Consider the following 12,213-nt stretch of genomic DNA (forward strand, 5'->3'; position numbering starts at 1 on the left):
AAATGGCTGTATTAAATCAGTTTAGAACGCAGTTGGTTGTAAGTGTCAGCCTGATATTGCTGGTCTTTACATTTGTGCTGAGCGCTGTTATTTGGTTCAAGGCGAGCGATTATCTGAAAAATGAAATCGGCATGAATCTGGTAGAGACCACCTATTTAATGAGTGACACCTTGGATCGTTACATGTGGTCTAGGTCGGCAGAATTGTCAGTGGTTCATAGTTTGGATGTGTTTCAATCGCCTAGCGATATGTCGCAGGTTCAGGCGTTGCTTGATAATTTGCAGGAGACGATTCCTGCTTTTTCGTGGGTTGGTTTGTTAAGTCCTCAGGGTAAAGTGCTCGCAGCAACCTCAAATGTTTTATTGGGTACAAATATGGCCCATCGCCCCGTCTTTAACCAGGCCACAAGGGCGCGTTATTTTGGCGATGTACATGACACGGTGATGCTTGATAATGATGCACCCGATTCGCCGAGTGATCCCATCAGGTTTATTGATATTAGCTATCCTATTTATGATGATAACCAGCAGTTAGTGGGTGTGCTAGCGGCACACTTGAGTATTGAATGGATTCAAGAAATCATGGATGCACTTTTTGTGCCGCTCTATCAGCGTAAAAACATAGAAATGTTCGTAGTGAGTCGTCGAGATAATGTGGTTTTGATTGGCCCAGAAAATTATCTTGGTCGAGCGCTTCACCTGCAGGTCGTAGATGAATCACGGCAAGATAAAAGTGACTATGCGATTGAGACTTGGCTGGATGGTAAGCAATATTTAACCGGGTTCATTCAATCTATAGGTTATCAAGATTATCCGGGTTTGGGTTGGACGATTCTTTTAAGGCAAGACTTGGACGACGCCTATCAGCCAACTAGGCAGTTATTGAATCTGATCTGGTTAATTGGCAGTGTGTTTGGCTTTATGGTGCTGGTGATTGTTTGGATATTGGCGGGACGCATCGCGCACCCATTGGAACAAATTACGCTTGCCGCGCAAAATATGATTAATGCCAAACAAAAGTGTATTCCCAAGTTAAAAGGTTATGAAGAAATACAGGTCTTGTCGAATACCTTGAATACCTTAGTGGCGCAACTTACTGACGCTGAGCACAGTCGAGATCGAATGAAGGATCTTGCGCATAAGGACCCTCTAACAGGCCTGGCCAACCGTAATGCAATGAATGCGTTTTTGGCGCAGAGCTTACCGCTTTTAAATCATTCTTCGCAAACCTTAACGGTGCTGTTTTTGGATTTGGATAGGTTTAAGTTCGTCAATGATAATTATGGGCATGATGTAGGGGATAAGCTACTTCAATCCGTGGCTCAGCGACTTTCCAATGATATGCGCCAATCGGATCAAAGTTTATTGGTACGCTTAGGCGGCGATGAGTTTGTGGTATTGCTTGTGCAAGATCAGACAGACCCTGTAAAACGCGCGAGCGAAATGAGCGCGAGAATGATTGCGCACTTAAATAAGCCTTTTCATATTGATGATGCTCAGATTCATATTGGTGCAACTTTTGGCGGTGCGGTTTGGCCTATTGATGACCAAGATATTAAACACGTCATGCTGCTGGCTGATCAGGCGCTTTATAAAGCAAAAAATCAAGGTAAAAACAGGGTTGTATTTCACGCCTCATAGCGGCTAGTTTTTCTGTTGAGGGATTGCGATTGCTGGTCTTAACTGACATTAGACGGGCATTGATGGATTTTTAAGTTTCGGCTTAATCTTCCAGATAGCATTTCAATTTTTATTGTTTTGTTGTAATATTCTTATATTGGTTTTGTATAGGAATATTCAAATGTTAGAACCACAAGCGCTAGATCGTGTGATTGAGATGGCTTGGGAAGATCGCACGCCGTTTGAGGCGATTCAAACCAATTACGGTTTAAATGAATCTCAAGTGATTAAGTTGATGCGCCGAGCGCTTAAGCCGGGAAGCTTTCGTGCATGGCGCGCGCGGGTGAGCGGGCGCAAAACCAAACACCTAGCCTTGCGAAGCCCGGCGGTATCGCGTGGTTACTGTCCTACACAATACAAGCATCGGTGATTCGAATGGCATCTTGTCTGCAAACGCTCACTAGCCAATTTGAAAATCGGCAAGCGATGATCGACTATTTTTCTCTTTTGATGCCATCGGATAGCGCGCCGTTGAGCGAGATGCAGGGCGGAATGTCCAACGCGTTGACGCGTATCAGCCAATTAAACCTCGAAGCCTATAGCCGTGATCGCAATTATTTAACCGGTCATGTATCTAGGCTGTCACCCTATATTCGTCATGGTTTGCTATCGGTTGCAGATTTAAATGGCACGCTGGCGCAGCAGTATCCGGCGTCGGTCCGCGCGCGTTTTATTCAGCAGCTAGCCTGGCGCGATTATTTTCATCAGATGCATTCGGCCCGCCCCACGCAGGTTTGGCAGGACGCGGAAACTTACAAGACAGGATTTAGCGCTAAGGATTATGCCCAAGCACTGCCTGAGGATATTGCGCTGGGACAAACGGGGATCAAGCTGATTGATCAACTGATAGACCAATTACTCACCCAAGGCTATTTGCATAATCATGCGCGTTTGTATTTAGCCAGCTATGTCGTGCATTGGCGCCGTGTCGCTTGGCAGGTAGGCGCGCGCTGGTTTTTGGTGCATTTGTTAGACGGGGACATCGCCTCAAATAACTACTCTTGGCAGTGGGTGGCGTCAACGTTCAGCGCGAAACCCTATATCTTTAATCTTGATAATCTGCGCCGTTTTGCCGGCGAGACGCTCGATTGCGATCACCCGACGAATGCGCTGTTTGATGCCAGCTATGAAGCGCTAGCGGAGCAGCTTTTTCCTTATCTTACTTCGGAGGCGAATGGGTGAGTCGCTTATTTTGGTTACACGATGAATGCCTGGCTAAGCCAGCCGATTGTCAGCCAGCGGATCGTTGGGTGTATATTTGGGATCAAGCTTATTTTAACAACCAGGCCTGGTCGGCAAAACGGCTGTTTTTTATTTTTGAAACGCTGGTTGATTTGGCGCAGCAGGGGGCGGAAATCTATCAAGCACCCACGGCATCAGGCTTAACGGCGTTAGTCGAACAACATGGCTTTGAACAGGTTATTACTTTTAGCGCGAACGATCCGGTGTTAAATCAGTTGATTGTCGATGTGCAATTGAAAATTCCTCATTTAACCTGCATGGCGCAACCAGGCCTGGTTGACAGGGATTTATTGAAACCAGCCAAACGGTTTTTTCAGTATTGGAAGCAGGTTGAAAAACCCTTGTTAGGTGAAAAACTAACCACCACCCACCAACGTGTTCGATAAGGAGTCATCATGTCACCGATTCGTCTTGCGCAGATCTTGACCTATTTAGGTACCTTGCCCTTTATTTATGGCGCATTGGCTAGCTTACAGATGGCGCCCTTGGCAAACCTGATGCCGTTTGATATTCAACAGGCTTTATTAGGGTATGCACTGGTGATACTCAGTTTTATCGCGGGTATTCATTGGGGCGTGGCCTTGAGCAAGATGGCGGCACCAGATCAGGCCAGACCAGAGCAGGCTAGGCTAGCAGGGCGTTTGCTCTTGATGTCGAATGTGATCGCGCTTTGGGCTTGGTGTATCTGGTTATGGGCTTTGAGTTCGTTGAGTCCTTTTAGTTTTTGGGGCTTGGCGCTTGGCTTTGGTGTGATGCTCGTGTTGGACTGGCGCTGGCTCAGTTTGCCGCAAGCCAAGCCTTGGTTTTGGCGTTTGCGCTGGCAGGCAAGCTTGGTCGCTATCCTGAGTTTAAGTCTGGCGGGGTGGTATGTTGGATAATCCCTTTACTAAGCTGACGGAGGCGGGGCTGGATAACTGGGTATTTGTCGATATTGAAACCACCGGTGGTAAACTGCATGTGGATGAAATCACAGAAATCGCGCTGATTCATGTGTGTGAAGGCGAGGTGGTGGAGCGGTTTCAGACCTTGCTCAAGCCCTCGCGCTCGATACCGCCTTGGATTACCGAGTTTACTGGCATTAGTAATGCGATGGTGGTCGATGCGCCGCGTTTTGCCGACATCGCGGACAGCTTAGCGGCTAAGTTGCACAACAAAATTTTTGTGGCTCACAATGCCAGATTTGATTATGGCTTTATTAACGCGGCATTTAAGCGCCTCGGACTAGACTTTAAGCTACCTGTGCTGTGCACGGTAAAACTATCGCGCGCGCTCTATCCAGAGCACAAGCGGCATGGCTTAGATCAACTGATTGCACGTTTTGATTTGGATTGTGAACAACGCCATCGAGCGATGGGGGATGCAGAAGTGGTATGGCAGTTTCTGCAAAAAGCCTTGCACCACAAGGGAGCCGATGCGCTGATCGCCCAATGCAAAACCCAGCTTAAAACCTATAGTTTACCCGCCAATCTTGACCCAGCGGTAATGCAAGATTGCCCCGATACACCAGGCGTCTATCGGTTTTACAATCAGTATGGTTCGGTGATCTATGTGGGTAAATCCGTGACGTTGCGCACAAGGATTCTGAGCCATTTCACCCAGGGCCAAGCCTTGGCGAAAGATTTACAGATTGCGCAAGAATTGTATCATCTGGACTGGATTGAATGCGCGGGTGATCTCGGTGCGCAGTTGTTGGAGTCTAAGTTAGTCAAAGAGTTAAGCCCAAAATATAATCGTCAGCTTAAAAAATTAACCCGCCTCTGGCGTTTTCAGGTTTTTCAAGACAAACAGGGGTATGACAATCTAAAGCTGGTCAGCACTGAAAAACTGTGCGCCGCTGATTTAGAGGACAGCTATGGGCTGTATCGCAGCAAGGCACAAGCTATTAAAGCATTGGAAAAACGGGTCGCGGAACATAATCTCTGTCAGCGGTTAACCGGATTAGAAAGCAAAGCCTCAGGGGCGTGTTTTCCCTATCAGCTTAAACGCTGTAAAGGCCCTTGTATCGGCGAAGAAAGCCCACTGGCCTATAATCTGCGTCTAGCTAGCGCGTTGTTGCCACTGAAACAACAGGTTTGGCCTTGGCCGGGTGCGCTATTAGTTAAAGAAACGCACGGTGAACGGGAGCAGTGGCACTTAATTGACCAATGGTGCTGGATAGGCAGCGCCAGCGACCAAAGCGCACTAGATGACCTACTGGAAAACCGACCCTCAAACTTACAAATTGAGCTGGATAGTTATAAGATACTGTGCAAGTTCCTGCTTAAGCCAGCGAAAGCGTTAGAAATAATTCAACTAGGCGCCTGTCGGACTAAAGCCAGTCGTTAAACGACACTAACATCGGCTTTAGTGTCTTCAAGAAATGCATTTTCAGCTATAATCACTGGCCAAAGAAAGCAAAAAGAGCGTCGAGATGCCGAAGTTTTTTAACACCGCCGGACCTACCATAAAAACGGATCACTACCATATCGACCCACTTTCAAGAGTGGACAGGGAAGAGATAGCATCTCTCATCGCTCAAAAACGCGAATTTATAAAACATCCGGGTTGGAACTTTGGGCCCAAACCACCAACAAACCCAGGGTACTACTGCTAGATGAAGTCGATGCGCTGATAGGTGACACCCTCGTCGCGCTGCTGCGGTTCTCGCAATGACGGGGTTTTTTTGGTATGATTTGCCACTTATTTTTTGTTTGTTTTTTGGCTTGGAGCTTTTTTGAATTTTTCTTTTTCTGAGTTAGTGGTTTCGCGTTGGTCCGGTTCTTTAGCTGGATTGATGGCGTTTTTGCTGTTGTTGGTGATGGCGTGGCAGTTGGGGGGGGGCTTGGCGCAGACGCTTGAGCAGCCAGCGGCGCCGGTGTTGCCTGATTTAAAGCCTGTCGCGTTGGAACGCGAACCTGTGTCTTCACCCATCGCGCTCTGGGGGCAGGTGCCGCCGTCTGCGCCGGCCTCTCGTCCTCAGCCCAGACCGGTTGCCCCGCCGCCTACACCCGTGCAGCCGATTCGTGATACGCGTTTGAATGTGAAGCTTTTGGGTGTGATTAATGCCCAACCGGTTGGGGTGGCGATTATTCAGGCAGGGCGCGATACCAAGGTGTTGTCAGTGGGCGAGCTGTTGCAATCCAATGTAACCTTAGTGGAGATTGGGCGCGATTTTGTGATTTTGCAAAACCGTCAGCAACGCGAGCGCTTGTCAATGGATGATGCGGCGGCGGGTCTGATGGTGGCGGCTGAACAAACTTCACAGGCTAAAGAACGAGCGCCAGTTGAAAGTCCTGTCTCAGGTTATACGCCTCAGCAATCGGCGTTAGCGCCTGAGCAAGCACAACAATTACAGTCAGTGAGCCGTGAGGTGCGTGAAAATCCAATGCGTATCGGTCAATATGTCCGGTTTGAGCCGTTGCGCGAACGCGATGCGTGGTTGGGGATTCGGATTGGTGCACGCAATCACCCTGAGATTTTTGGTGCATTAGGTTTCCGTGAGGGGGATTTGGTCACCTCAATTAATGGATTAAGTGTGGCTGAGATGGCGCAGAATCCCGCGGTATGGAATCGTTTTTTACAGGAAAGTCGTTTTAGTTTGGTGGTGAATCGCAATGGGTTGGAAGAAACCATTGAGGTTGATTTAAGCCAGTAAGTGATGGTTAATGTTTTTGGAGAAATCTAGCGTGTTTAAAACACAAACAATACAAGCAACACAACTCATCCGTGCGGTGGCATTAGTAGGCCTGGTGGTAACCATGGCGTTTTGGCGGGTTCAAGCGGCAGAAATTCAACAAAATTTTAAAGACGTGGAAATCAGCAATGTGATTGAGGCGGTCGCCAAGGTGACAGGCGAAAATTTCATTATTGACCCCCGTGTGCGTGGCAAGGTGACCTTGATTGCACCGAAACCTATGTCGGGCGATGCGTTATATCAAACCTTGTTGGCGATACTCAATGTTCATGGTTTTGTGGCGGTGCCTAGTGGTGAGGTAACCAAGATTATTCCGGCTAATTTGGCGCGGGATCAGTTGCCTTATATTCGGGCGCAGGATCGTGGCGAGGCTTGGGTTACGGAGGTGATTGAGGTTGAAAATGTGGAGGCGAGCAAGCTGGTAGCGATTTTGCGGCCCTTGGTGGCGCGTGAGGGTCACTTGGTGGCGATGGCGGAAAGTAATCGTTTGATTGTGACCGATACGGTTGATGGTTTAGAACGGATTAAAGCGATTTTGAAGCAGGTGGATATTAATAGTCATGCGGAGTTTGAAGTCATTCGCCCGCAGTTTGCACCCGCAGAAGAGTTGGTGAAAACCCTGAAAGCCGTACAGGGCACAGGTTCGGCCCAGTCGCCGATTGGGACAAGAATTAGTTTTGATGAGCGTTCAAACCGCATTATTTTAACCGGTGATTTGAATGCGCGTTTAGCGATGCGCGCACTAATCGCGGAATTGGACGTGCCGGTGGCGCAGGATGGACGGGTGCAGGTGGTGTATTTACAGTATGCCAAGGCCAAGGACTTGGTGCCTTTATTGCAACAATTGGCGACCAATCAGTCGTTGATAGAGAGTTCGCAGGCTGAAGGCGGTGCGAGTGGCGCTGGCGGTGCGGAAGCGGCAACGCCACGAGTGCGAACACAAAACGCGGCTAAGTCGATGCAGGATCGGATTTCGATTCAGGCCGATGAGCGGATGAATGCGGTGATATTAAGCGCGCCTCCTGAAGTGGTGGTGGCGTTGCGCTCGGTGATTAAGCAGTTAGATATTCGCCGTGCACAGGTGTTGATTGAGGCGATTATTGTTGAGCTTACTGAAGAGCGCGCGGCACAATTGGGTGTTGACTGGGCGGCGATTGGTTCAAGCGGTGCGGGCTTGTTTAATTTAAGCGGCAATTTAACCGGGGTGTTAGCGGCAGGCGCATCAGGGAATGTGACCGCTTTGCCAGATAGCGTGACAGGGCGTGGTGTAACAGGGGCGGTTGGCGGTGGTTCAACACGCAGTGGCTGGGGTGCGTTAATCACCGCCTTGCGCAGTGATAGTGGGGCGAATATTTTGTCAACACCGACCCTATTAACGCTGGATAACGAGGAAGCCGAGATAGTTGTCGGGCGCGAAGTGCCTTTCCGTACAGGTAGTTATACCACCACAGGTAATGCGAATCCGTTTACGACGGTAGAGCGTAAAAGTGTGGGTTTAAAGCTGAAGGTGCGCCCACAAATTAACCAGGGCAATGAGGTCTATCTGGATATTGAAAACGAGATTTCGGATGTTATTCCGGGTAGTGTGGCGGATTTGTTGCAAACCTCTAAACGCACGCTTAAAACCAGTGTGATCGTCGGTGATGGCGATACGATTGTACTTGGCGGTTTGTTAAGTGAACGCGAAACCGATACCAACGCGCGGGTACCTGGCTTAGGTAGTATTCCGGGTGTAGGGCATTTGTTTCGTTTCCAAAGCAGTAATCGTGAAAAGGTTAATTTGATGATTTTCTTGCGCCCGGTGATTGTGCGGGATCAAGAAATGGGTAATTACTATAGTCGTAAAAAATACCGTCATATTCAAACGCAGCAAGATCGTTTGTTGGAAGAGGATGGCAGTATCCTGTTAGAGGGCTTGCGCCCACAAATGCCTACACTGGAGCAGTTGGATCAGGGCTTGGCGACCTCGCTAGACAAGGGCCAAGCACCGCAGATTGAAGCGCAGCCGCCGATGGAAAAGGCCAAAGATATGCGCACCGATGCTGAGCGTCGCCGCGATGCTTCACTCGAAATGCTTGGGTTTTAGACGATGTTATTGCCCTTCTTGTTTGCGCGAAAAAATGCGGTGGTGTTAGAGAAGGTCGACACCGGTCTGCAGCTTTTGGTGACCGCGACCACCCGCCCTGAAGCCGTGCTGGAAGCGCAGCGTTTGATTAATCAGTCTTTTGGGTTGGTGGTGGTGAGTGAAGCCGAGTTTGAGCGCCACTTGCAGCGTCTGTATGCGCAGGGTGCGCAAACCTCGATGGATGGGATGGATGATTTTGAAACCGATGACTTATCCGCTGTGATGGCCGAAGTGGCTGAAACCCAAGACCTGCTCGACAGCCAAGATGATGCGCCGATTATTAAATTACTTAATGCGGTGTTTTCTCAGGCGATTCGTGCGGGTGCGTCGGATATTCACATCGAGCCGTTTGAAACCCAATTGCGGGTACGTTTCCGGATAGATGGTCAGTTAAAAACCATGCTGACACCTAAGCCAGGCCTGGCGGGGATGTTAGTGTCGCGGATTAAAGTCATGGCGAAACTCGACATTGCGGAAAAGCGTTTGCCACAGGATGGGCGCATTGCTCTCAAGCTAGGTGGGCGTGCGGTTGATTTGCGGGTATCGACGATTCCTTCGAACTATGGCGAGCGGGTGGTGATGCGCTTGCTGGATAAGAGCGCCGGCTTGCTGGATCTAAGTGATTTGGGGATGCCCGCGCCCGTATTGCAAACGATTCAAACACTGCTCGCGCGTCCGCATGGTATCTTTTTGGTGACGGGGCCTACTGGCTCGGGTAAAACCACTACGCTTTATGCGGGGCTTTCAAGGCTGAACGATAACCACCGCAATATCATGACGATTGAAGATCCGGTGGAATACAATATTGATGGCATTAGCCAAACCCAGGTCAATACCAAGGCGAATATGACTTTCGCCAAAGGTCTTCGCGCGATTTTACGCCAAGACCCGGATGTGGTGATGATTGGTGAAATTCGTGATTTAGAAACCGCTGAAATCGCGGTACAGTCGTCGTTGACCGGCCATTTGGTGTTATCCACTTTGCATACTAATACCGCCGTTGGCGCGATTACGCGTTTGCGTGATATGGGGATTGAGCCGTTTTTATTGGCCTCGAGCGTCACGGGCGTGTTGGCCCAGCGCTTAGTGCGCCGCTTGTGTCCGCATTGTAAACAGCTGCACCTTGCCGATCAGGCTGAATCTAAATTATTAGGCGTTGAGCAGACACAGATTTATCGCGCCGAAGGCTGTGAGCAGTGTAATCACACAGGCTACCAAGGACGCTTGGGGATTTATGAGTTGGTGTTAATTGATGAACAGGTGCAACAGATGATTCATGGCGGCGGTTCGGAGTTGGATATTGAACGTTATGTCCGTCAGCACACCCCTTCGTTGCAACAAACCAGTTTTGCACGGGTGTTGGCCGGCGAAACCAGTTTAGAAGAAGTATTACGCGTGACCCAGGGATGATCGGCTTAGGGATGAATGGCTTAGGAATGAATGGCTTAGGAATGTTGAGTTCAGGAATGATGATTTAGTATGGCGGTGTTTGAATACAAAGCACTGAGCGCCCAAGGGAAAAATGAAAAAGGCTTGTTGGAAGGCGATTCTGAACGCCAAGTGCGCCAGGCCTTACGTGATAAAGGGCTGACGCCATTAGCGCTGAAAGCGGTAGATAAGGCCGCCAGCAAAAACAAGGCAAATAACAGCCAGCACAACCAGGCCTGGTTGAAACGCGCCATTTCGATTGCCGATTTATCCTTGGCTACGCGGCAGATTGCGACCTTATTGGAAGCGGGCATGCCGCTGACTCAAGCTTTGCAGGGCGTTGCCAGCCAAGCCGAAACCCGGTTGATGCAGCGTTTTTTGACCAGTTTGCATAGTAAAGTTTCTCAAGGTTATTCGCTGGCACAAGCCTTGAATCAGTCACCTTATAAAGTGCCGCAAGATTATATGGCGACGATTCACGCCGGCGAGGAGTCGGGGCATCTCGAAGCGGTGTTGTCGCGTTTGTCGGACACGATTGAACAGCAGGAGCGTTTGCGTAAAAAGGTACAAAGCGCGTTAATCTATCCGATGTTGATGGTGGTAGTGGCCATTGCGATTGTGTTCTTTTTGATGGTGTATGTGGTGCCGAAGGTGGTGAGTGTCTTTGATAACATGAGCCAATCCTTACCACCCTTGACCCAGGGCTTGTTGTCTACCAGTGAGTTTGTGCAGGCGCATTCGCTGGCGATGCTGGCAGGCCTGGTTGGATTTGTGGTGTTTTTTAAGTTTTTGATGCGTAATGATAAATGGCTTTATCGTTGGCACAGTGTGTTATTGCGCACACCGGTGTTGGGCAAGTTTTTAATTTATGGCGCGGTGGCGAAATGGTCGCGTACGCTGGGGGTGTTGGTGGCGAGCGGGGTGCCGGTAAAATCGGCGCTGCACATTTCTTCGCAGGTGATGAGCCATTTGCCGCTTCGCCAAAAAGTATTGCAGCTGGAGGAGGATGTGCGCAAGGGGCAGTCGCTCGGTCAAGCGATGCAACAGGCGCGTATTTTCCCTGCACTCTTGTTGAACCTTGTGCAAACCGGTGAAAGTTCGGGTCAGCTTGATGCGATGCTACTCAAGGGCGCCAGCCATTATGAATATCATGTGGAAACCAGCTCGGCAACCTTAGTCAGCGTGCTCGAACCCCTGCTTATCATCACCATGGGCGGCGTGGTATTAACGATTGTACTCGCCATTATGTTGCCGATCTTTGAAATGAACCAAATGATGGGGTAACAAGGTGCGATTAAATCAACAGATTTTTCTGTCATTCCGGCTGAGGCCGGAATCTTTTGAGGTGTAACCTTGTTGAAGACTAGTGCTCTGCTTGAGATGCCGGATCGAGTCCGGCATGACGGCATATGTTAGGAGTAGTGAGAACGAGAGAAGTTGCGTCATTGCGAGGCGGAAGGCCGTGGCAATCTCTTGCAGACTGCGTGTAATCTTGAGAGATTGCCGCGTCGCTGTGTTCCTCGCAATGACGGTTTTTTGCTTAACTCAATGGCAGTGACGCACAGCATGGTAATGAGGTTATAGTGCAAACGAGTTTTAATTTTAAATTTTAATGATAGTGAGGCAAGTATGCAGCAGTTGAGAGCGACGCGTAAGCAGGGTGGTTTTACGTTGATTGAGTTGATGGTTGTGGTGGTGATTTTGGCGATCTTGGCGGCGATTGCGATGCCGATGTTGATGGATCGGCCGGATGAGGCGCGGGCGGTGAAGGCCAAGCAGGATATCAGTGCGATTTCATCGGCTTTACAGCTTTATCGTCTGGATAATTTTCGCTATCCGACGACCGACCAGGGCCTAGAGGCGTTGGTGACTAAACCGACCGGCGAGCCAGTACCCCGTAATTGGAAACCCTATATGGAGCGTTTGCCGCAAGATCCTTGGGGACGCGAGTATTTGTATTTAAGCCCAGGTCAGCATGGCGAATTTGATGTATTTACCTATGGTGCCAATGGTGTACAGGGTGGCGAGGGGGCCGATGCCACCATTGGAAATTGGACGAAATAGAC

The 12,213-nt window shown here is 49.4% G+C and carries 11 protein-coding genes; all 11 read left to right on the forward strand.

From position 1 onward, the window contains the following. The first annotated feature begins 2 nt into the window (after positions 1 to 2). The 11 genes from NA59_RS03280 (at position 3) to gspG (ending at position 12,211) form a co-directional block, all read left to right on the forward strand. The gene (locus NA59_RS03280) at positions 3 to 1,640 is read left to right on the forward strand and encodes a sensor domain-containing diguanylate cyclase (protein WP_044407893.1); all 1,638 of its coding nucleotides are present in this window, start codon (positions 3 to 5) and stop codon (positions 1,638 to 1,640) included. A 160-nt stretch (positions 1,641 to 1,800) separates the two neighbouring features. Next, on the forward strand, positions 1,801 to 2,049 hold the full coding sequence (locus NA59_RS03285; RefSeq protein WP_044407896.1) for a TIGR03643 family protein: 249 nt from the start codon (positions 1,801 to 1,803) through the stop codon (positions 2,047 to 2,049). 5 nt (positions 2,050 to 2,054) lie between these two features. Next, complete coding sequence (locus tag NA59_RS03290; RefSeq protein ID WP_044407899.1) at positions 2,055 to 2,861, forward strand: FAD-binding domain-containing protein; 807 nt, start codon at positions 2,055 to 2,057, stop codon at positions 2,859 to 2,861. Further along, positions 2,858 to 3,307, forward strand: coding sequence for a hypothetical protein (locus NA59_RS03295; RefSeq protein ID WP_044407902.1), 450 nt, complete (start codon positions 2,858 to 2,860; stop codon positions 3,305 to 3,307). The genes NA59_RS03290 and NA59_RS03295 overlap by 4 nt, the downstream gene beginning before the upstream one ends. 9 nt (positions 3,308 to 3,316) lie before the next feature. Next, the gene (locus NA59_RS03300; RefSeq protein WP_044407905.1) at positions 3,317 to 3,799 is read left to right on the forward strand and encodes a DUF3429 domain-containing protein; all 483 of its coding nucleotides are present in this window, start codon (positions 3,317 to 3,319) and stop codon (positions 3,797 to 3,799) included. Beyond that, positions 3,789 to 5,246 carry an exonuclease domain-containing protein gene (locus NA59_RS03305; protein ID WP_044407908.1) on the forward strand — a complete coding sequence of 486 codons (1,458 nt, stop codon included), beginning with the start codon at positions 3,789 to 3,791 and terminating at the stop codon, positions 5,244 to 5,246. Before NA59_RS03300 ends, NA59_RS03305 begins: the two co-directional genes overlap by 11 nt. Positions 5,247 to 5,634: 388 nt before the next feature. After that, positions 5,635 to 6,555 carry a type II secretion system protein N gene (locus NA59_RS03315; RefSeq protein WP_044407915.1) on the forward strand — a complete coding sequence of 307 codons (921 nt, stop codon included), beginning with the start codon at positions 5,635 to 5,637 and terminating at the stop codon, positions 6,553 to 6,555. Between the two features lie 31 nt (positions 6,556 to 6,586). Next, entirely contained in the window at positions 6,587 to 8,680 is a 2,094-nt protein-coding gene (gene gspD / locus NA59_RS03320; RefSeq protein WP_232504022.1) for a type II secretion system secretin GspD, read from the forward strand. 3 nt (positions 8,681 to 8,683) lie between these two features. Continuing rightward, positions 8,684 to 10,129, forward strand: coding sequence for a type II secretion system ATPase GspE (gspE, locus tag NA59_RS03325; RefSeq protein WP_044407918.1), 1,446 nt, complete (start codon positions 8,684 to 8,686; stop codon positions 10,127 to 10,129). 69 nt (positions 10,130 to 10,198) lie between these two features. Then, positions 10,199 to 11,431: a type II secretion system inner membrane protein GspF gene (gene gspF, locus NA59_RS03330; protein WP_044407921.1), complete on the forward strand. Its 1,233-nt coding sequence runs from the start codon at positions 10,199 to 10,201 to the stop codon at positions 11,429 to 11,431. Positions 11,432 to 11,776: 345 nt separating this feature from the next. Then, positions 11,777 to 12,211 carry a type II secretion system major pseudopilin GspG gene (gene gspG, locus NA59_RS03335; RefSeq protein WP_044407924.1) on the forward strand — a complete coding sequence of 145 codons (435 nt, stop codon included), beginning with the start codon at positions 11,777 to 11,779 and terminating at the stop codon, positions 12,209 to 12,211. Positions 12,212 to 12,213: the final 2 nt, after the last annotated feature.

Origin of the sequence: Thiomicrospira microaerophila (assembly GCF_000934765.1) — a bacterium.
Classification (GTDB): Bacteria; Pseudomonadota; Gammaproteobacteria; order Thiomicrospirales; family Thiomicrospiraceae; genus Thiomicrospira; species Thiomicrospira microaerophila.

Coding starts and splice junctions, on each gene's coding strand:
- NA59_RS03280 (WP_044407893.1), top strand. CDS start 3: ATGGCTGTATTAAATCAGTTTAGAACGCAGTTGGTTGTAAGTGTCAGC.
- NA59_RS03285 (WP_044407896.1), top strand. CDS start 1,801: ATGTTAGAACCACAAGCGCTAGATCGTGTGATTGAGATGGCTTGGGAA.
- NA59_RS03290 (WP_044407899.1), top strand. CDS start 2,055: ATGGCATCTTGTCTGCAAACGCTCACTAGCCAATTTGAAAATCGGCAA.
- NA59_RS03300 (WP_044407905.1), top strand. CDS start 3,317: ATGTCACCGATTCGTCTTGCGCAGATCTTGACCTATTTAGGTACCTTG.
- NA59_RS03305 (WP_044407908.1), top strand. CDS start 3,789: ATGTTGGATAATCCCTTTACTAAGCTGACGGAGGCGGGGCTGGATAAC.
- gspE (WP_044407918.1), top strand. CDS start 8,684: ATGTTATTGCCCTTCTTGTTTGCGCGAAAAAATGCGGTGGTGTTAGAG.
- gspF (WP_044407921.1), top strand. CDS start 10,199: ATGGCGGTGTTTGAATACAAAGCACTGAGCGCCCAAGGGAAAAATGAA.
- gspG (WP_044407924.1), top strand. CDS start 11,777: ATGCAGCAGTTGAGAGCGACGCGTAAGCAGGGTGGTTTTACGTTGATT.